General features: G+C 65.8%; 24 protein-coding genes. 9 read left to right on the forward strand and 15 right to left on the reverse strand.

Features of this window, described 5'->3' with window-relative positions:
• Nucleotides 1–23: 23 nt before the first annotated feature.
• From SynA15127_RS09205 to SynA15127_RS09225, 5 genes are all read left to right on the forward strand, one after another.
• Nucleotides 24–1,310: a glucose-6-phosphate dehydrogenase assembly protein OpcA gene (locus tag SynA15127_RS09205; protein ID WP_186483800.1), complete on the forward strand. Its 1,287-nt coding sequence runs from the start codon at nt 24–26 to the stop codon at nt 1,308–1,310.
• Between the two features lie 14 nt (nt 1,311–1,324).
• Nucleotides 1,325–2,740 (forward strand): cobyrinate a,c-diamide synthase, encoded by a 1,416-nt coding sequence (locus SynA15127_RS09210; protein WP_186483801.1) that lies wholly within the window; start codon nt 1,325–1,327, stop codon nt 2,738–2,740.
• Entirely contained in the window at nt 2,638–2,991 is a 354-nt protein-coding gene (locus tag SynA15127_RS09215; RefSeq protein WP_186483802.1) for an acylphosphatase, read from the forward strand. The genes SynA15127_RS09210 and SynA15127_RS09215 overlap by 103 nt, the downstream gene beginning before the upstream one ends.
• Nucleotides 2,992–3,018: 27 nt before the next feature.
• On the forward strand, nt 3,019–3,462 hold the full coding sequence (locus tag SynA15127_RS09220; protein ID WP_186483803.1) for a hypothetical protein: 444 nt from the start codon (nt 3,019–3,021) through the stop codon (nt 3,460–3,462).
• 180 nt (nt 3,463–3,642) lie between these two features.
• Nucleotides 3,643–3,930 (forward strand): histidine phosphatase family protein, encoded by a 288-nt coding sequence (locus tag SynA15127_RS09225; protein ID WP_186483804.1) that lies wholly within the window; start codon nt 3,643–3,645, stop codon nt 3,928–3,930.
• Nucleotides 3,931–3,944: 14 nt separating this feature from the next.
• Here SynA15127_RS09225 and SynA15127_RS09230 read toward each other — a convergent pair whose 3' ends face one another.
• From SynA15127_RS09230 to folD, 5 genes are read right to left on the reverse strand one after another with little or no spacing between them, the layout of a single operon-like run.
• Nucleotides 3,945–5,396 (reverse strand): ATP-dependent RecD-like DNA helicase, encoded by a 1,452-nt coding sequence (locus tag SynA15127_RS09230; RefSeq protein ID WP_186483805.1) that lies wholly within the window; start codon nt 5,394–5,396, stop codon nt 3,945–3,947.
• On the reverse strand, nt 5,393–5,896 hold the full coding sequence (locus SynA15127_RS09235) for a divergent PAP2 family protein (protein WP_186483806.1): 504 nt from the start codon (nt 5,894–5,896) through the stop codon (nt 5,393–5,395). Before SynA15127_RS09235 ends, SynA15127_RS09230 begins: the two co-directional genes overlap by 4 nt.
• The gene (gene crtE, locus SynA15127_RS09240) at nt 5,893–6,822 is read right to left on the reverse strand and encodes a geranylgeranyl diphosphate synthase CrtE (protein ID WP_186483807.1); all 930 of its coding nucleotides are present in this window, start codon (nt 6,820–6,822) and stop codon (nt 5,893–5,895) included. The genes SynA15127_RS09235 and crtE overlap by 4 nt, the downstream gene beginning before the upstream one ends.
• Nucleotides 6,823–6,849: 27 nt before the next feature.
• Entirely contained in the window at nt 6,850–7,539 is a 690-nt protein-coding gene (locus tag SynA15127_RS09245) for a TIGR02466 family protein (protein WP_186483808.1), read from the reverse strand.
• 8 nt (nt 7,540–7,547) lie between these two features.
• The gene (gene folD / locus SynA15127_RS09250) at nt 7,548–8,429 is read right to left on the reverse strand and encodes a bifunctional methylenetetrahydrofolate dehydrogenase/methenyltetrahydrofolate cyclohydrolase FolD (protein WP_186483809.1); all 882 of its coding nucleotides are present in this window, start codon (nt 8,427–8,429) and stop codon (nt 7,548–7,550) included.
• A gap of 200 nt (nt 8,430–8,629) precedes the next feature.
• Between folD and SynA15127_RS09255 the strand changes: the two genes are divergently transcribed.
• On the forward strand, nt 8,630–10,603 hold the full coding sequence (locus tag SynA15127_RS09255; RefSeq protein ID WP_370594047.1) for an HDIG domain-containing metalloprotein: 1,974 nt from the start codon (nt 8,630–8,632) through the stop codon (nt 10,601–10,603).
• Nucleotides 10,604–10,629: 26 nt separating this feature from the next.
• Here SynA15127_RS09255 and SynA15127_RS09260 read toward each other — a convergent pair whose 3' ends face one another.
• From SynA15127_RS09260 to SynA15127_RS09280, 5 genes are all read right to left on the reverse strand, one after another.
• Nucleotides 10,630–10,884, reverse strand: coding sequence for a SemiSWEET family sugar transporter (locus tag SynA15127_RS09260; RefSeq protein ID WP_043692008.1), 255 nt, complete (start codon nt 10,882–10,884; stop codon nt 10,630–10,632).
• Entirely contained in the window at nt 10,863–11,483 is a 621-nt protein-coding gene (locus SynA15127_RS09265; protein ID WP_255475454.1) for an RluA family pseudouridine synthase, read from the reverse strand. The genes SynA15127_RS09260 and SynA15127_RS09265 overlap by 22 nt, the downstream gene beginning before the upstream one ends.
• 4 nt (nt 11,484–11,487) lie before the next feature.
• A complete protein-coding gene (locus SynA15127_RS09270; protein ID WP_186483812.1) occupies nt 11,488–11,979 on the reverse strand; it encodes a hypothetical protein in 492 nt (163 codons plus the stop codon).
• 77 nt (nt 11,980–12,056) lie between these two features.
• The gene (locus tag SynA15127_RS09275) at nt 12,057–12,362 is read right to left on the reverse strand and encodes an MTH1187 family thiamine-binding protein (RefSeq protein WP_186483813.1); all 306 of its coding nucleotides are present in this window, start codon (nt 12,360–12,362) and stop codon (nt 12,057–12,059) included.
• On the reverse strand, nt 12,359–12,607 hold the full coding sequence (locus SynA15127_RS09280; RefSeq protein WP_186483814.1) for a hypothetical protein: 249 nt from the start codon (nt 12,605–12,607) through the stop codon (nt 12,359–12,361). Before SynA15127_RS09280 ends, SynA15127_RS09275 begins: the two co-directional genes overlap by 4 nt.
• 88 nt (nt 12,608–12,695) lie before the next feature.
• On the opposite strand from SynA15127_RS09280, the gene SynA15127_RS09285 reads away from it, so the two are divergent.
• Nucleotides 12,696–13,136 (forward strand): hypothetical protein, encoded by a 441-nt coding sequence (locus tag SynA15127_RS09285; protein WP_186483815.1) that lies wholly within the window; start codon nt 12,696–12,698, stop codon nt 13,134–13,136.
• Between the two features lie 78 nt (nt 13,137–13,214).
• Nucleotides 13,215–13,424 (forward strand): hypothetical protein, encoded by a 210-nt coding sequence (locus SynA15127_RS09290; RefSeq protein ID WP_186483816.1) that lies wholly within the window; start codon nt 13,215–13,217, stop codon nt 13,422–13,424.
• Between the two features lie 4 nt (nt 13,425–13,428).
• Here SynA15127_RS09290 and SynA15127_RS09295 read toward each other — a convergent pair whose 3' ends face one another.
• The 4 genes from SynA15127_RS09295 to SynA15127_RS09310 form a co-directional block, all read right to left on the reverse strand.
• Nucleotides 13,429–13,614, reverse strand: coding sequence for a hypothetical protein (locus SynA15127_RS09295; RefSeq protein ID WP_186483817.1), 186 nt, complete (start codon nt 13,612–13,614; stop codon nt 13,429–13,431).
• Between the two features lie 82 nt (nt 13,615–13,696).
• Nucleotides 13,697–13,942 carry a Nif11-like leader peptide family RiPP precursor gene (locus SynA15127_RS09300; RefSeq protein ID WP_186483818.1) on the reverse strand — a complete coding sequence of 82 codons (246 nt, stop codon included), beginning with the start codon at nt 13,940–13,942 and terminating at the stop codon, nt 13,697–13,699.
• A gap of 65 nt (nt 13,943–14,007) precedes the next feature.
• Nucleotides 14,008–14,832: a carbohydrate ABC transporter permease gene (locus SynA15127_RS09305; RefSeq protein ID WP_043696774.1), complete on the reverse strand. Its 825-nt coding sequence runs from the start codon at nt 14,830–14,832 to the stop codon at nt 14,008–14,010.
• A gap of 10 nt (nt 14,833–14,842) precedes the next feature.
• Nucleotides 14,843–16,465, reverse strand: coding sequence for a 2-isopropylmalate synthase (locus tag SynA15127_RS09310; protein ID WP_186483819.1), 1,623 nt, complete (start codon nt 16,463–16,465; stop codon nt 14,843–14,845).
• 125 nt (nt 16,466–16,590) lie between these two features.
• Here SynA15127_RS09310 and SynA15127_RS09315 point away from each other — a divergent pair, with 125 nt between their 5' ends.
• A complete protein-coding gene (locus SynA15127_RS09315) occupies nt 16,591–18,159 on the forward strand; it encodes a glycoside hydrolase family 57 protein (RefSeq protein WP_186483820.1) in 1,569 nt (522 codons plus the stop codon).
• Here the strand turns inward: SynA15127_RS09315 and crtL are convergent.
• Nucleotides 18,126–19,382: a lycopene beta cyclase gene (gene crtL, locus SynA15127_RS09320; RefSeq protein WP_186483821.1), complete on the reverse strand. Its 1,257-nt coding sequence runs from the start codon at nt 19,380–19,382 to the stop codon at nt 18,126–18,128. The two genes, SynA15127_RS09315 and crtL, sit on opposite strands and share 34 nt — an antisense overlap.
• Nucleotides 19,383–19,384: the final 2 nt, after the last annotated feature.

Here is a 19,384-nt window from a genome sequence, read left to right on the forward strand (position 1 = left end):
TTCCACCCCTCTCCGTCCGAACCATGTCCCCTCAGCTCACGCTTCAGACCCCCCTGGAACTGGCGCCCTCAGAGGTGCCCACCTACCTCGAACAGCTCTGGTCCCCGGAGCAGCAGGGGAGCACCGGCACCGGCGCCAACACGTTCTCTCTGCTGATCTGGCAGCCGGCCTGGGCCGAACAGCAGCTGGTGCGCAGCGGTCGCCTGAAGGGGCCGATCACCGGCCAGCAATCCGACTCCCTGGTGGCCGCCGGCCGTCAGGTGGTCGCGGACGCCGATCTACCGCTCAGCACCCCCCCTCTCGATGGAGAGGTGATCGCCGCGGCCGCCGGTTTCGATGGCCAGATCCAGTCGGAGGATCTGCGCGGTCAGTACATCGACCCGGCCCTCAGCGCGCTTCAGCCCCGCCGACTGATCACCCTGGCCCCCACCATCGATTCCGGCAAGGGGCTGGAAACCCTTGTGGCGGCCTATTGCCCCCTGCCGGAGGAAGGCGGTGGAACCGCCGCCTGCGGTGACGTGGTGGTGCTGCGGGGCAGCCACAACGCCCTGCAGGACGGCATGAACATCCTGCAGCCACTGCTGCCGCCCTCGATGCCCTCCTGGGTCTGGTGGAACGGCTTCCTGGATGAGGCTCCGGCCCTGATGGAGCAGTTGGCCTGTGCCCCCCGTCGCCTGATCATCGACACGGCCATCGGCAGCCCGCGTCACTGCCTCGATCTGCTGCGTCACTGGGTGACCACCGGTCAACCCGTGAACGACCTCAACTGGCTGCGTCTGAGCAGCTGGCGCGAAACCCTGGCGATGGTGTTCGATCCGCCGCACCGCCGCGATGCACTTAGCCACATCGTGCGGCTCGACATCGATGTGGAAGGCCATCACCCCGCACAGGGCCTGCTTCTGGCGGCCTGGATCGCCGATCGACTGGGCTGGAGCCTCGACCACACCGAAGCGACGGAAGAGGGCACCGCCGCCCGCTTCCACCGTGCGGACGGCACCGAGGTGATCTTCCAGCTGATGTCCGTGCCGATGGGCCAGCCCAGCGTTCACGCCGGCCAGCTGGTGGGTCTCCGTCTGATCTGCCAGCCGGACGACGGCAAGGGCGTCTGCGTGATCCTCTGCGCCGAGTCGGGTGGCTGCATGCGACTCGAAGGCGGCGGCATGGCCAGCCTGGATCTGCATGAGGAAGTCGTACCCGCCCAGCATTCCACGCCCGAGATGGATGTGGCCCGTCTGCTCAGTGGCGGCCATGACAGCACCAACCCGCTTCTGGCCGCCGCCGCACCTCTGGCTGCCAGGCTGCTCGCCTGAGCTGATCGGATTTCATGGCCGTTGTCATCGCCGCTCCGGCCAGCGGCAGCGGCAAGACCCTGCTCAGCCTCGCCCTGCTGAGCTGGGTGCGGTCCCAGGGACGCTCGATCCAGGCCTTCAAGGTCGGGCCTGACTATCTCGATCCTCAGCTGCTGAGTGCGATCTCGCAGCGTCCCTGCCGCAATCTCGACAGCAATCTCTGTGGTGAGTCCTGGGTGCGCCGGGCCTTCCACGGCTACGGGAGCACGGCCGACCATGCCCTCGTGGAAGGGGTAATGGGGCTGTTCGACGGCATCGGCAGCAGTGAAACGGGCAGCAGCGCCGCCACCGCACGGCTGCTGGATCTGCCGGTGCTGCTGGTGGTCGATGCCGGTGGCCAGGCCGCCTCCCTCGGCGCCCTGGTGCGCGGCTTCCGCGACCACGACCCCAACCTGAACCTGGCGGGTGTGGTGCTCAATCGCGTCAGCAGCAGCCGCCACCGGGAGCTGCTGGCGGAGGTGCTGGAGAGGCTCGAGGTGCCCCTGCTCGGCTGCCTGCCCCGCAGCGAGGATCTGCAGCTGCCCAGCCGTCATCTCGGACTGGCCCCCGCCCATGAACTCAACGGCACCGCGGAGCGACGGGCTCGCTGGGCGGAGCTGGCTTCCAACCATCTGGATCTGCCGCGACTGCTGCCGCTGATGGCGGCGCCCACCAGCGGTGAGGACCCGCTGGCGGAGTGTCCGTCGGGGGAAGGCACCCCCATGCCGGTCGCGGTGGCGGCTGATGCCGCCTTCCACTTCCGCTACCCCGAAACCGGGGAACTGCTGGAGCGGATGGGCATGCCTCTGCTCCCCTGGAGCCCTCTGGCCGATGAGCCGCTGCCGGAGAACGCCAGAGGGCTGATCCTCCCCGGAGGCTTCCCGGAGCAGCACGCGGCTCAGCTGAGCAGCTGCCGGCGCAGCCTCGATGCGCTGCGGAGCTTCGCGCGCCGTCGACCGGTGTACGCCGAATGCGGCGGCATGTTGCTGCTGGGCCGCTCGCTCAGTGACCTCGACGGAGCCGTCCATTCCATGGCCGGATCCCTGCCGTTCCATGCCAGCCGCGGCCAGCTGGATGTCGGCTACCGCACGCTGACGGCAACCAGCGACGGACTGCTGGTGCGTCGGGGAGAGCGACTGCGGGGTCATGCCTTCCACCGCTGGAGCCTGGACCGCGACTCAGAGGGATCGGCGCTGTGGGAAATTGATGGGTGGCGAACCCAACGACGCTTGGAAGGATGGGGGGATCGGACGCTTCACGCGAGCTGGATTCACATGCACTGGGCCAGCTGTTCGACGATCTGCTGCCGATGGCGCGACGCGCTCGCAACCGAGCCGATACCATCAGCAAGCGCTTCGTCAGCCGGACGCGTCCGCAACGCATCCAACCCTTCATCGAACGCTGGCGCCTGATCATCCAGGGGAAGGTCCAGGGCGTCGGATTCCGGGCCAGCTGCAACCGTCGCGCCCTGGACCTTGGAGTGCGCGGCTGGGTGCGCAACCGCAGGGACGGATCCGTGGAGGTGCAGGCCGAAGGCGCTCCCATGGCCATCGCGGAGCTGCGGGCCTGGTGTGAGCAGGGCCCACCGGGTGCCCAGGTGCTGAGAGTTCAACCGAGCCAGCTGCCGGTCACCGGCGACGACTGGTTCGAGGTGCGTCAGTAAGCGGCCTGTCATCCGCCTCCGAAGAGATTGGGAACAGATCCCGCGGATGGCCGGGATCTGGCTAGGGCGGAAGGATCACTGAACACTCCCCCGGCGATCCGAAGCATGCTGCGGTTCTGCATCGTTCTGACCATCACGGCCATGCCGCTGATCGGGATGGATGTGGTCAGTGCCCGGCGCGATGAGCCTCAGCGCATGTACGGATCGCTGCTGGAGGCCATGCACGCCTGCCGCGCTTGGGCCGCGATGGAGGGCAGCTTCTCCACCGCCAGCAGCGGCGGGGGCGATCACAGGCTGCGTCCGGCGATCCGCAGCTGCACGCTGGACCTGGACGATCCGGTCATCCTCGCGGAGCGCTACGAGGTGGAGGAGAACAGCGTTCACGCGGCGTTGCCGGGTGCTCTGGAACGCAGCCTGCAGACCACCTTTCCCTTCCTTCCCGAGCGCAGCGAGACTTCTCCGCAGAGCTGAAGGCCAACATGCCCGATGACCTGCTGAATCCACGCAGCACGGCCTTCTGGAAAGCCCTCCTCGGAGTGGCGAGTCTGGCCGTCTGCATCGGACTGGCCGCCCTGATCCTCAGGCTGTGATCCAGCTTGCAGTCGGCCCTCTCAGCGATGGTCATCCTGAGCGGGACCGCCCCGCTGCGTCATGTCCACCGGGCAAGAGCAACGTCAACGGCAACTGTGGCTGCTGCGCCAGGGAGAGGAGGAGGCCAGGGCGCTCGCACCGATCCTCACGCGACAGAGCTTCGCCGCCGTGTTCAGCTCTCCGCTGCAACGGGCCCGCCGCACCTGCGATCTGGGGGGTCTGGGAGGGCAGATGCAGATCATGGAGGACCTCCTCGAGTGGAACTACGGCGAGAACGCCGATCAGGTGCAGGCCCGCTGCGAGAAGGCCATCGCCCGCTGGAATGCCCCGACCGAGCCTGGGGTCTGAATCGGCGCTGCCGCTCAACCGACGCCGGAGAAGCCCTCGAACTCACGCCGCCAGGCCGCCTGAACCGTTGCGGAGGCGTCCGCACCGATCAGCCAGACCCCCGTTCGGGCCCGCGACACCGCCACATAACAGAGCTGCTGACGGATGGAGGGATCAGCCCGGAACACATCGGGGGCCACGAAGACATCCCCGAAGCTGCTGCCCTGGCTGCGATGCACCGTGAGCACGGCCGCCGGCCCGAGAGACGCGAAGGCATCGCGGATCAGGAAGAAACGGCGCCAGATGGATCGGCCGTCCTTCTTGCCCGCGTCCCGTGCCTGCTGCCGCAACCGCTGCATCACCGCATCCAGCAGCTGCCGCGCCTCACTGCCCACCGGGGGCTGAAGCCTCAGGGTCAGCTCAAGCTCCCCGGCACTGACGCTGGCCGAAAGGGTCTCGATCACGGGCACGGGGCCATCCGCGGCCGACAGCCCGAAATCCACCAGATCACAGGACTCCGGCTTCACATCCCGCACGGTCACCTCGCGATTGGAGCCGAGCACCATGTCCGGCTCCTCCCCCGTCTCCTCCCCGTCGCGGGAGGCCGGAGCCATCACGGCTGTGCGGCTGATCAGCACCTCTCCCGGCAGCACCGGCATCTGATCGGCCATCTCCCCGTGAATGGCCCGTCGGGCATGGGGCACCAGACGGTCCAGGGTGCGGTTGGTGTAACAGAGGATGCGGGCCGCATCGGGATTGTCCTGGACGGAAGCCTCCCGGAGTGCGCGGCGAGCCTCCTGCAGCCAGTCCTTCTGCACAAGGCTGCGCACCTGGCCCTGCGGATCCCGGATCGGCGGCAGCAGCGGCGGCATCTGACAAGGCAGCCGACCTTCCCGCAGGCCTCCAGCCAGCTGCAGCACAGGCCCCTGATGGCGCACCACCTGGCGCAGAGCAGCCGAGCAGGCGCGCTGCATGGCGAACACCGGGCTGCTCTCCTCACCCACCGGAGGCAGCTGAGCCGGATCACCGACGAACACCAACCTGGTCTTGAAGGGGTGAGCGCACTGAAGGGCGATCCCGAGAAGCGTGCTGTCGACCATGGAGGCCTCATCCACCAGCACCAGTCCGAGATGCTCCAGGGCCATCGCCGTCTGCTCCGTCGGCTCGCACAGCTCGATGTCGCCCTGCCGCTTCAGCTTCAGCCGCAGCAGGCGATGAATCGTGGAGGGGTACCAGGCAGGGTTGAGGCCCTCCAGCTCAAGGGCCTGACGCAGCACTCCCACCGCTTTGTGGGTCGGAGCCACCACGGTCCAGCAGAGGCCACTGGCCTCCACCTGACGCAGCAGACGCATCGAGAGGAACGTCTTGCCGCTGCCGGCGAAACCGCTCAGCACGAACGGCGTTCCATCAGCCGGCGACGCCAGCCATGCCGCGAAGGCATCGGATGCGATCTGCTGATCACCGGTGAGTTCAGCCCCGGCGTTCACCCCAGCAGCACTCCGAACAGATGAAGTGGTGATCCCAGCAGTGCGAGTCCCGGCAGGGCGATGGCGGGACCGATCAGGCTGCCGACCAGCACCTGAAGCCGGCTGTGGCCCAGGCTTTCCTTGAGGGGTTTCTCGAAGCTCTCCTGCCAGAGTTCAGCGGGGAGGGCATTGACCCGTTCGGCGGTGAACCCGGCTGCCCGCCGGATGCCGCTGGCGTCGTACATCACCACAAAGGCGATCATCGCCGCCAGCGCGAACAGCGGGTGATCGAATCCCAGCGTCCAGCCCACGCAGGCCGCGGTACCCGTCACCAGAGCGGAGTGACTGGAAGGCATCCCCCCGGTTTCGATCAGCACAGCCGGGCGCCAGCGCCGGTGCTGGATCAGTTCGATGAACAGTTTCGAGAGCTGGGCGATGCCGCAGGCCGCCAGCCCCCAGGCCAGGGAAGCGTTGTCGAGCACCTCCAACAGAACGGCATGGGTTGGAACGGTCTCGATCATCGGTCGCGACTGGTGATGAAGTCCGCCAGGGCCAGCAGCGGCAGGGCCCTTTCCGCCCAGGGTTTGAGCACGTCCTTGGCTTCATTCACCAGCACATCAGCCCGCTTGCGGGACTCCTCCAAACCCAGCAGCTTCGGATAGGTGGTCTTGTCAGCGATCAGATCCTTGCCGGCGGTTTTGCCGAGAACCTCACTGCTGGCGGTGATATCCAGGATGTCGTCGATGATCTGGAACGCCAGGCCGATGCCGCGGGCGTAGGTGCGCAGAGCCACGATCAGGTCGTCTTCGGCGCCGCCGATCATGGCGCCGGTGATCACACAGGCACTGAGCAGCGCTCCTGTCTTGTGCAGATGGATGTACTCGAGCGTGTCGAGGTCCACCTGCTTGCCCTCGCTCTCCAGATCCACCACCTGACCGCCCACCAGTCCGGGGGCACCGGCCACCAGCGACAGCTCCCCCACCACCTTGAGCAGGCGCTCCGCCGGAACACCGGGACTGCGCAGCGCCACCATCTCGAAGGCGCGGGTGAGCAGGGCATCACCAGCCAAAATCGCCACCGCTTCGCCGTAGACCTTGTGGTTGGTGGGTCGGCCCCGCCGCAGATCGTCGTCATCCATCGCCGGCAGATCGTCGTGGATCAGCGACATGGTGTGGATCATCTCCAGAGCCACCGCGGTGGGAACGGCAAGCTCCGCCTCCCCACCGGCCAGTTCGCAGGCGGCCAGGCAGAGGATCGGCCGCAACCGCTTGCCGCCGGCCAGCAGCGAGTAGCGCATCGCCTCCCGCAGGGATTCCGGACGCTCCGGCAGCAGAGCGGCATCAAGAGCCTGCTCCACCGTGGCTTTCGCCTTGGTCAGGTAAGCCTTGAAATCAAAGCTGTCCGCCGGTGCCGGAACTCTGTCGGGGGAGGTCGCCGCAGCGGTCATGGAGAACCCGAAACTGGCGGGATTCTCTCAGGCCGGGCCCATACCGCTCAGGGGCACCCAGTCCATCGGGTGGGGCATGCGCATCTCCCGTCCCTCCCCGGGGGGCGTGGTGATGGCGAGGTCGTAGGAGACGGAGTACCGCGGGGAGCTCCCCTCATAAGGCGTCACCCGGTGGGTGAGATCCGATGGGAACAGCAGCAGACGATGCTGCTTCGGCGCGAAGACACCGCCTGAGGCGGCGGCATCCCTGTAAGGAATCGCCATCACGTGGCTGAAGTAATCCTCCGGTGCCTGGAACTCCAGTTCGCCGGTGGCGTTGTCCGCCTCCGTGCGGAGATAGAAGACGGCACTGAGCTGGGCGTTGCGATGGGTGTGGGGTTCGATCGTCCCCCCCTCCTGCGCACAGACCACCGGCCAGGCCTTCTGAATATGGACCTCCAGCCCATGGGCCGGCCCAAGCAGCTCCTGCAGGAACCCACTCACATGCAGGGCCAGCTGACGGTTCAGCCACTGAAAGGCCTCCAGTCGATGCACCTGGTCCAGACCGGCACGACCCAGCAGATCACCGGTGAGGTTGTTGCGGTCGCTGAACTCAGGATGGGCGAACACCTCACGGTCAAAGGTGACCAGCTCGGCATCCATCGCCGCGGCCACGCCGGCCTCGGGAGTCAGATCCACCTGCAGCACCGGTGTCGGAAAAAGCCAGTGGAACGCCATTGCAAATCTCAGACAATCAGATCATCGAGGCCATGGTCGATCCCATGGCGGCGGCACCAGGCCACCACCGTGTTCACCAGCAGCATCGTCACCGTCATCGGTCCGACGCCCCCCGGCACCGGGGAAAGCGCAGCAGCGATCGGCTCCACCTCGGCGGCCACCACATCACCGCACAGCCCTCCTTCGGGACGGCGATGGATGCCCACATCCACCACGGCAGCTCCGGCACGCACATGCTCCGCCCCAACCATCCCGGGGCGACCGGCCGCCACCACAAGGATGTCGGCTTCCAAAGTGTGCGCGGCAAGATCCACGGTGCGTGAATGGGCCACCGTCACCGTGGCATTGGCCGCCTGAAGCATCAGCGCCATCGGCTGTCCCACCAGGATGCTCCGACCGATCACGACCGCACGCTTGCCGGCCGGGTCGATGCCGTTGCTGCGCAGCATCGCCATCACGCCCGCGGGCGTGCAGCTGCGCGGGCCGGATTCCCCTTTGAGTAGACGGCCCAGATTCAGCGTGTGCAGTCCGTCGGCATCCTTCTCCGGATCAATCGCCTCCAGCAGCGGCCTCTCATCGAGTCCGTCGGGCAGCGGCAGCTGCAGCAGGATTCCATCCACCCTGGGATCCGCATTCAATTCACGGATGCTGCCGAGCACCGCGTCCGCCGCCGTCTCGGCCGCCAGGTGAGCTCCGAAACTGGCCACGCCGATGCGGGCACAGGCCTTCTCCTTGTTGGCGACGTACACGGCGCTGGCCGGGTCATCGCCGACGCGCAGCACCGCCAGTCCCGGCGGGCGACCGATGCCGGACTGATGCTCCTTGATCACAGCGGAGAGCCTGTGTTCAACGGCTTTTGCGAGCACCTTGCCATCCAGGCGCAGGGCCATGCCATCAGGTTCACACTGCGTCCAGCATGCCTGCAAGGGAGAGCTAGCGTTAAGGGGTCAGCGCCCACGATTTGGTAGGCCTTCCGCGTGTGAGCCGCCTCTGGCGACGCTGGCTGCGTGATGAAGCACCGGCCAGGAGGTTGCTGCGCTGGAGCCGACTTCAGCTGTCGGCGGTGCTGGTGCTCTGCCTCGCTGTTGCCATGGTGTCGAGCCTGCCCTGGCTGCTCAAGCCGGATCTGCAGCCGGGCTCTCTGGCGCCGTTCGATGCCGTCGCCCCCAAGGCTGCCCTGGTTCAGGACAGCACAGCTCTGGAGCAGCGACGCTCCAACCTCCTGGCCCGCTCGGTGGTTCAGGTGATCGACCGTCAGCAGACGCTCGAGCTCCGACAACGCCTGGAACGGCAGCTCGGGGAACTGCAACAGGTCAGCCTCACCGGCTCAGCCGCGCGGGTCGGGCCGGTCAATCTCGACGCGAACGAACAGCGCTGGCTGCAGAAACGCAGCGAAAACGAGCGTCTCGCCTGGGATGACGCCCTGCGCAGAGCGGCTGACCGCATGCTCAGCCAGGGGCTGGTGAGCGGTCTCGCCGAGGGGCAGCTCCGGGAAGCGGTGCGGCTGCAGGTGCGTGATCTCGTGGCCGAAGAACCGGCGGCACGGTCGCTTGCCGCCAAGCTACTCAGCGGCACGCTCCAGGGCAGCAGCAATCTGCGCACGGATCCCAACCTCAGCAAGCAGCTGATCGAAACGCAGCTCACCAAACAGGGAATTCCCACCATCGAGGTGCGGGCGGGAGACCTGATCACCCGCAAGGGGGAGCCGATCAGTCCTCAGGCCTACGACGTTCTCGACTACTTCGGCAAGGTCCGGCGGGAGCCGCAGCCCGCGATCTGGTTCCGCCATTTCATCGAGGCGCTGGCCTCCTGCGCCGTGATGCTGCTGGTGATGCGCCGCGAACGCCCCGGACTTGAAGTGCGCCATGCCCTGCTGGCGCTGGCCCTGCTGCTGCTGGTGCAGGGCGCCAAGCTCTGGTTCAAGGGCTCGATCAGCCCTCTGGCGGTGCTGGTGCCGCCGACCCTGGTGATCACCGAGGGGCTGGGCACGGGATGCGGCCTGGTCTGGATGTCGATCGCGGCGCTGCTCTGGCCGGAACCGGTAAACGGTCTCGGGGACGGACGCCTGTTGATGGCAGCGGTCGTCGCCGCTGCCGGAGCACTGATCGCCGGGCGGCAGCGCAGCCGCGGCCAGCTGCTTCAGCTGGCGGTGATGCTGCCGATCGGAGCACTGCTCGGCCAGTGGCTGATGCTCCAGCTGCAACCGCTCACGGGCTGGCGGATCTGGGGGGCCACCAATCCGAATCTCGATGAACTGGCGGCCGAGTCGCTGCTGCTGGGCATCCTGCTGATGCTGGCTCTGCTGCTGATCCCCGTGCTGGAGTCGTCCTTCGGACTGCTCACCCGGGCCCGGCTGCTGGAACTGGCCGATCAGGAGAGACCCCTGCTGCGGCGGCTGTCCTGCGAGGCGCCTGGCACCTTCGAGCACACCCTGATGATCTGCGGTCTCGCGGAGGAGGGAGCCCGGGCGATCGGCGCCGACGTCGATCTGATCCGCACAGGTTCGCTGTACCACGATGTCGGCAAACTCCACGCCCCCAACTGGTTCATCGAAAACCAGAAGGATGGCCCGAACCCCCACGACAGCCTCGATGATCCTCAAGCCAGCGCCGCGGTGCTTCAGGCGCATGTGGACGAGGGGCTGAAACTGGCCCGCAGGCACCGACTGCCACGGCCGATCGCCGATTTCATTCCGGAGCATCAGGGAACCCTGAAGATGGGGTACTTCCTGCACAAGGCCCGAGAACGGGATCCCGATGTCGATGAGAGCCGCTTCCGCTACCGCGGACCGGCACCCCGATCCCGGGAGACCGCCGTGCTGATGCTCGCCGACGGCTGCGAAGCGGCGCTGCGCTCCCTGCCTCCGGACACCTCCGATGACCAGGCCCGCGACACGGTGAGACGAATCGTCGAGTCGCGTCAGCAGGACGGGCAGCTGCGCAAGAGCACCCTGAGCCGGACCGAGGTGGAACTGGTGGTGCGTGCTTTCGTCCAGGTCTGGCGACGGATGCGGCATCGACGCATCCCCTATCCGATCCCGGCGCGTCGCGGTCTCTCGGTCTGAAGCACCGGCTCAACCGACCGGGAGTCTCAGCTGGTGAGCTTGCGCTGAAGCACGACCGCCGCCGGCAGCAGGGTGATCAGATTCGCCACCAGCACAGGACCATCAGCGGCGAGCAGCCCGTAGACGGACCACAGCGCCACGCCCGATGTGAACAGGGCATACATTCCGAGAGAGATGGCACGGGTGTCACCACTGCGCAAGGTCTTGATCGCCTGCGGGAAGAAGCTGGCTGTGGTCAGGGTGGCGGCGGTGTAGCCGATCAGATCCGGTGGGATGGCCATGGCAACGGACTGGGGGAGCGAAGACGGAGACGCGCACCTGAGAAGGGATGCCTGAAACCCAGCGCCAGGGCGTGCAGATGCAGCCGCCCTGCCGGGCTGCCGCCGTAGATCGGATCCCCAACAATCGGATGGCCGATGTCGGCCAGATGGGCACGAAGCTGGTGGGAGCGGCCGGTCAACGGCCTCAACCAGAGCTGAGTGCGACCGTTGACGGCACGTCGGACACGCCAGATCGTGCAGCTGCTGCGCCCGTCGGGATGACGTCCGTAGCGAGGCGGCTGGCGCTGCAGCCGGGCCAGTGGGGCATCAAGGCAGCCCTGCCCGGTGAGCGCACCATCAATTTCGGCAAGATAGAGCTTGTTCACCCGGCGTTGGGCGAAGAGGGCACTGCAGCGGCGCAGGCTCTCCAGCCCGCGTGCCAGTAGCAGAACTCCCGAGGTGTCCCGGTCGAGACGGTGAACCAGATGCAGATCGCCATCCCCCACCCGCAGCCGTGTGATCAGAGAGTCCTGCTGGTCTGCTCCCAGCCCGGGCTGACTAAGCAATCCAGCCGGCTTGTTCACCGCCAGCAGCCACGGATCCCGATGCAGAGGCTGCAACGGATCAGGGGTCAAGGCGATCGCCGCAATGCTTGATGAACAGGGCTTCCACGTGCTGAGCAGGCAGCGCCTGCACGACCCTGGCCTCAGCCTCCACATGGTGTCGGCCGCTTCGGTAGAGGGCCAGCTCGTGAAACGTGTCAGCACCCTTGTCAATCGTCGCCTCCATCTCCTCAGCCAGCAACTGCTCGGGCATCAGATTCCCCCCCTTGCAGACCTGCATGACATGGGCCGACTCATGGGCCAGCACCTCCCAGACGACAGCGGGGTCATCGGGAATGTTGTTGCCGCACATCAGCAACACATCACGACCGGCGTGATAGGCCCCGAACAACCCCAGCGGGCAGTCGTTCGCCACCATCGCCTCGATGCCGGCGCTTTGGATCAGACGCAGATAACCGCCGATCTGATCCCAGGTCGTGGCCTTCGCCGGTGACTGGTGCCCCAGTCCGACCGTGAACGCCAGCACCAGCACGGTGAGAACGGAGCTCCGCACGGAACATCAGCTTACTGGTCTCATTGGTCTCAGAATCAGACACCGAATTCGCTGATTCACCCGAACATCTCCAGATTTCAGGAGGTCTGCTCCCGCTTCACAGCCTCGACCTTCTCGCGGAATGACTGATGTCGGTCTGCGCGGGTGTTCAACTTGAGGGTGGTGTAGACCCGCGGGACTCCCAGCCGGTGCAGCTCGTCGTGACAGGCCCGCACGCAGGCCATCACCTCATCCCAGGGTCCTTCGATCGCCGTTCCGTTGGCTCCGAGTTCATGCTCCAGACCAGCAGCCTCAATCACCCTCTGACAGGCGGCGATGTACGGCGACAGGCTGACGCCCACTCCGATCGGCACCACACAGAGATCGATGCTGACCCAGTTCATGGAGCGGAAGACATCGGTCGTTTCAGGCAACTGACCGGATAGTCGATGGTGCGCCAGTTACCGCTGCCGGTTCTCACCTCCACGGCGATTCCGCGGCCGGCGAGGGCGCAAGCCGCACCCTGACCGGCACACCAGGAGCGCGCTTCGTCCAGAGCCGTCTCAAGCGTGTCGTAATGGGCATCAAGCACCGGATGCGGCAGACCATCCAGGCCTACCAGCCGGTAGCGGGAGCGATGCAGCGCCATCGCGGTCCAATCCCGAAATTGTCACCATCTTCCCACGTCAGCCACTCCTCCTGATCACGGACACTGGAACGGCTTCATTCATCCAGCCGTGAGCAGCACCCTGCAGGAGGCCTACACCGCCCTGATGTCCAGAGCTCCGGGAGCGGCCTTCCGGCGTGCTCGCAGCCTGTATCTGAACAAGTACCCCCTGCCGCAGCCGGATCAGAACGGCCCCCTGCGACTGTTCGTCTGCCAGGAGCGTTGCGAAGAACTCGAACAGCCGGCACCCGACGGCGTTGCTCATCACCGCCTGGTGACGCTCACCTGCCGACCGGGAGAACTGGCTCTGGTGCACTGGCAGCAGCCACAGGCGGCGGAACCATCGCTGATCGCCGTTTATCTGCGCGATACCTGGGGACTGGAAGCCGATGCCCTCCAGCTTCTGACCTGCGACGAACCGTGGTTCCGCGACGGAGGCCATCAGCTGCGGTTCAGTCCACCGGACACACTGATGGACCAACAAAGCAGCTTATTAACCCTCAGCGAGTGAAAATCAGTAGAGATTCCAAACATGGGATTTGCCGGGCTCGACGTCAGCTATCGCTCAAAGAGAGCCCTTTCACAGCTGATGCCCACCAAATACGCAGAACGTTTTGTGCTGAGGTCCTGTTCCCAGGGGCTCTACCTCGGCGTGAACGCATCGAGCAGTCAGATCGAAGTGCGCGATTCCGTGGAGGATGCCTGGGTGTTTCACACCCATGAGGGAGCCGTCACCCACGCCCGCTGGATCGGCGAAGTGCACGGTGAAACACCTGATGTGGTGAATCTGACCGTCTGACGCTTTAGCGCTCCCCGACCAGATCGTTCCAGCTCAGGAACTTGGAGGGATCACAGAGGTCCGTCGCACGTTCCTCTGTGGAGAGCAGCGGTTTGAGTTCCGCCGATTCGGTGAGGTGTTCGGCGACTGAGATCCATCTCGAGCTCGAGTCCGCTGCGTCCTGCCAGAACGACATGCTGATCTGATCCATCCCTTCAGTCTCCGGGACGGAGCTGGTCTCAGAGGTCAACGGCGACACGGCCGCCTGTGCTGCCGACAACGGCGGGCCGGCGTCAGCCGTGAATGAAATGCCGCAGACGACGGGCCTCCTCGCCCTGTTCCCGCTGCAGATCCTCGGAGCTGCGCTGGGCCAGCTCACGCTCCCGTGCCTGCAGCACATCATCCCCACTCACCTGAAAGCCTCTCTCGGCCGCCAGGGCCATCAGTTCGGGAAGCTCCATCGGTGAGGCCAGGCGGGCCGCCAGCTCCGCATCGGTATGGCGCAGCTCCAGCAGCCGGTCGAGATCCTCGAGAGACACCTTCGCTCTGCATCAGGCGCTGTTCTAGGCCAGCGACTGTTCTCAGAGAGCGAAGGCCGTGCCGCTCAACCTTTCACGGCATCTCCACTGGCACTCGGGAGGATGAAGCGCTGAAGAAGCACGAACAGCACAAGAACCGGAAGGATCGAAACCACCGACCCGGCAGCCACGATCCGCCAGTCGAGGGAAAAACTGCTCGAAAGCTGCTGCAGACCGAGCGGAAGCGTGTAGAGGCCTGGATCATCCAGGATCACGAGCGGCCAGAGGAAATCGCTCCAGGTGCCGATGAACACCAGCATGCCCAGCGTGATCAGATCAGCCCGCGCCGCCGGAATCATCACGTTCCACCATTCCCCCAGACGGCTGCAGCCATCGATCCTGGCGGCCTCCTCCAGTTCCACAGGCACCCCCAGAAAACTCTGACGCAGCAGGTAGAGCCCGAAGGCGGTCGCCGCCTGGGGGATCACCAGGGCCACCAGGGTGTTGCGGAGTCCGAGCTGAACCATCAGCAGGTAGAGGGGGATCATCACCACCTGGAACGGAATCAGAATCGTTGCCACCACCAGACCCAGCACCAGCCCGCGTCCGGCGAAGCGCATCCGCGCCAGGGGATAGGCCGCCATCGAGCAGAACAGCAGGTTGGCAACCACCGCCAGCACGCTCACCACGGTGCTGTTCAGCAGATAGGTCGTGAGCGGGTTGTCTTGGAACAGGCGCCAATAGGCCTCGAGGCTGGGTTCTGCCGGCAGCAGCGCCGGCGGACTGCTGAAGATGTCCTCGCTGGGGCCCTTCAGGGAGGTGCTGACCAGCCAGAGCAACGGAACCAGCACCAGCAGGGCCAGCAGGATCAGCAGCACCAGCTGCAGAGCGCGGGTGAACGTGCGGCGCATCGCCTCAGTCTCAGAGCGTCGGACGGGAAGGGGGACCCACCGCATCCTTCTGCGGGTGCAGCGATTGCTTGGCCTCCCCAGCCACCAGTCGGTTCAGGGCGTTGACGAACGCCATGGCCGCCGCCACCACCACATCGGTGTCAGCGGCATGGCCGGAGTAGAGACTTCCATCGCGCCGGAGTCGAATGGTCACTTCACCCATAGCGTCGATCCCTTCGGTCACGGATTTCACCGAGAACTCGATCAGGTCGTTGGGAATGCCGGCCAGCGTGTTCAGAGCGCTGCAGACCGCATCAACCGGACCGGTTCCCACGGCCGAAACCGTTCGCTCGCCAGCGTCATCGTCACTCAGGGTGACGGTGGCCGTTGGCCGCAGACTGCTGCCACAGCTCACCTGCACCAGCTTGAGCTGGAAGCGGGCTTCCGGCTGCTGCACCTGTTCGCTGACGATCGCCTCCAGATCACGGTCCGTGATCTCCCGTTTCCGATCGGCAAGATCCTTGAATCGGGCGAAGGCCTCATCGAGATCTTCTCGGGTGAGGTCATAGCCGAGTTCCTCGAGGCGGGCGCGCACGGCACTGCGGCCACTGAGCTTGCCGAGAGAGATGCGGTTGTCGCTCAGGCCGACGGTTCGGGCGTCGATGATCTCGTAGGTCAGCCGGTTCTTGAGCACGCCGTCCTGATGGATGCCCGACTCATGGGCAAAGGCATTGGCGCCGACGATCGCCTTGTTCGGTTGCACCACCATGCCGGTGAGATTGGAGACCAGTCGTGAGGTCTTGGTGATCTCCTCGGTGCGGACCGCCGTCAGCGGTGTCGGACTGTCAGCGTCGCGCCCGAGGAACGGGTTGTAGTGACGACGGCGCACATGCAGGGCCATCACCAGCTCCTCCAGCGAGGCATTGCCGGCCCGTTCTCCGATGCCGTTGATCGTGCACTCCAGCTGCCGGGCTCCGTTCTTGATGGCTTCGAGGAAGTTGGCCACCGCAAGGCCGAGGTCGTTGTGGCCATGGACCGAGATCACCGCCTCCCCGATGTTGGGGACGTTCTGGTTGATCCCTGCGATCAGAGTCCCGAATTCACTGGGGGTGGTGTAGCCCACAGTGTCCGGAATGTTGATGGTGGTGGCTCCGGCGTTGATCGCCGCCTCGATCACCTCGTAGAGAAAATCAGGATCGCTGCGTCCGGCGTCCTCACAGGAGAACTCCACATCCTCAACGAGCGACCGGGCGTAGCTCACCATGTCCGGGACGATCCCCAGAACCTCCTGACGACTCTTGCGGAGTTTGTGCTCGAGATGAATGTCGCTGGTGGCGATGAAGGTGTGGATGCGGCTGTGAAGAGCCGGTTTCACCGCATCAGCGCAGGCCTTGATGTCGGACTTCGATGCCCGGGCCAGACCGCAGATGATCGGACCGGATTCACCGCCGACCTGCTGAGCGATGCGTTGCACGGCAGCGAAATCACCGGCGCTGGCGAAGGGGAAGCCCGCTTCGATCACATCGACTCCCAGCCGTGCAAGCTGCTGAGCGATGGCCAGCTTCTCCTCGAGATTCAGGCTGGCACCAGGGGACTGCTCCCCGTCCCGCAGGGTGGTGTCAAAGATGAGGACGCGACCGGGGTCCTTGGCCATGGCGACACTGCAGCGGCGGGCGTTAGTCGGACTGACTATGAGTTGATCAATCCTAGGCGAGTCTCCGGATCGGCCTTCAGTCAGCAGAAATACGGTCTAAATTCAGCCACTTATTGGGTGGTTCCGTGACCGAAGGCGCAATCGCCCTGGTTCTTCACGCCCATCTTCCCTACGTCCGCTCAGCGGAACCTGGATCGCTTGAGGAGGACTGGTTCTTCCAGGCACTGATCGAGTGCTATCTCCCGCTGCTGGAGACCCTGGAACAGGCGGATGCGGATCCGGCCTGTCAGCCGAAGGTCACTATCGGGCTGTCACCGACCCTGCTCTCTCTGCTGGATGACCCCGATCTCAGGCAGCGGTTTCCCGGCTGGCTGGATCAGCGTCTTGACCTGCTTCTGGAGGTCGCGCCGGAGCTGCGCAGCGCCGCCGACCACCTCGCTGCCACCATCGAACGGCACCAGGGGGCCTGGAAAGCCTGCGCTGGTGACCTGATCGGCCGCTTCGCGGCTCTGCAGCGACGGGATGTCGTGGATCTGCTCACCTGCGGAGCCACCCACGGCTATCTGCCGCTGCTGCGACAGCATCCGGAAGCCGTCCGAGGTCAGCTGCGCACCGCGGTGCGTGAGCACCACCGCCTGATCGGCGAACGTCCTCTCGGCATCTGGTTGCCCGAATGCGCCTACTACGAAGGCCTCGATCACTGGATGCGCGACGCCGGGCTTCGCTATGCGGTGCTCGACGCCCACGGGCTGCTGCATGGCCGGCCGCGCCCGCGCTACGGGGTCTACGCACCGATCTGCAGCCGTAACGGCGTCGCTTTCTTCGGGCGGGACAGTGAAGCGACCCTGCCGGTCTGGTCCGCCAAGGATGGGTATCCCGGCGACCCGCACTACCGGGAATTCCATCGCGATCTGGGCTGGGATCTGCCCCTCGAGAGGCTGGCTCCACTGGGACTCTCCCAGCCGCGGCCGCTCAGCCTGAAGCTGCATCGCGTGACCGATCACAGTGCACCGTTGGAGGCGAAACAGCCCTATGAACCGGACATCGCCGCTGGGCGGGTCCGGGATCACGCACGTCACTACCTGCAAGGACGTCAACGCCAGCTCAGGCAGCTGGGGGGATCGATGGCGATGCCACCGCTTCTGGTCGCCCCCTTCGACGCCGAACTGTTCGGACACTGGTGGTTCGAAGGACCGGCCTTCCTGACGGAACTGTTCCGTCAGGGACCCGACCAGGGGGTGGGCTTCACACGGTTGCGGGATGTGCTGACCAGCGCCGGCCAGCTGCAGCTCTGCGATCCATGTCCCTCCAGCTGGGGACAGGGTGGCTACCACAACTACTGGCTGAACGACACCAACGCCTGGGTGGTGCCGCAATGGGAGCGGGCGGGTGAGGCCATGGTGCGGCGCTGCAGCCAGGGTGTCGCCCGCGAGAGCGACCTGGAGCTTCTGCGGCAGGCGGCCCGGGAGCTGCTGCTGTCTCAATCCTCCGACTGGAGTTTCATCCTCAGGGCCGGCACCACCACCGGACTGGCTCGCGAAAGGATCGAACGCCATCTCGAGCGCTTCTGGTGCCTGATCACCGCCATCGATGAGCGCCAGGATGTGCCTGCGGATTGGCTGGACAACGTCAGACGGGATGACCGCCTGTTCCCCCTGATTCAGCCACTGGACTGGGTGAAGACCGGAGCCTGATCCGCGGGAGCGCCAAGAACCAGCCCCCTGCGCAGCTCCCACGGCGATTTGGCGAACAGTCGCAGCATCACCGCCATCAGCCTGGGCAGAGGCAGGGTGTTGGTGAGAAAGCCGCTCCACTCCTCCTGAGGCAGGGAGAAGAAGGTCTCGAAATGGCGGCGCAGCAAGCTGTCCTGAAACCCCATCAGACGCCCCAGCCCGAATTGATAAAGCTGATGACGCAACACCAGCTCCGTGGGCCAGAGGGACTGCCAGCCCCGACGCGCCAGAGCGGCTGATCCCAGACCGGGCCGCTCCGACAGTGCCTCAGCGATCGCCCGAGCCAGATTCGGACCCCGACGCAGCAGCGCACCCACCATGTACCCCGAGGCCGGGTGCACCATGCTCGCGGCCCCACCGAAAGCCAGCACAGGTTGCGTTCGATCCGGCAGCGGCAGGTTCATCGGAAACAGGCAGAACTCCTCGTGGATCACCTCCGTGATCCGAACCCCACGCCGATCCAGACGCTGCTGAAGCCTTTGCTGCAGCACCGCATCAGGAACGGCTGGCGCCAGGGCGAGGGAGGTCTCCTCCACGAAGAAGACGCCATCACCCAGATCCATGGCGTACAGAAACGTGGGCGGTTCCGTTCTCTGGAGATCTGTGAGGTGATCAGAGCGGAAGTCCATCAGCACAAACCGCCCAGGCGCGATCGGATCGGAGGAGAAGCGTCCCACCACGCCGTAGGCCGCCTGGCCCGCCACTGGGCCATGGTCGGGACGCCTGATGTGAGGGGTGCGGGAACCGGAGGCATCGATCACTAGCCGTGCCTGGCGCTGCAGACCTGAGCGGCAGTGAACGGTGGTGTGGTCGAGGCCGGGATCCACCCGCTCAGCCGCGTCCTGATGCCAGCTCACACCCGCAGCGTTCTCCAGCCAGTGCCGTTGCAGCGCAGCCCTGTCGAACAGTCCGTAGTCGATGCCGTGGAGCGTGGCCCGATCGCGATCCGCCCCCCCCCCTTCTCCGAAGTAACTGACCGTGTCGCTCCAGCGATGGGCCAGCAGATGCTGCAGACCGAGGCATTCCAGTTCCGACGCCCAGATGCCGTAGGTGTTCGGCCAGGGAGCATGCACCGATTCCGGTGCGATGCCCTCCACGCAGACGCCGTGCCGGACAAGCTCCGACACGATGCAGAGGGCGGCCGGACCACCACCCAGCACCAGCACATCCGGATCGTGCGTCAACG

Source organism: Synechococcus sp. A15-127, from assembly GCF_014280215.1.
Taxonomy (GTDB): Bacteria; Cyanobacteriota; Cyanobacteriia; order PCC-6307; family Cyanobiaceae; genus Parasynechococcus.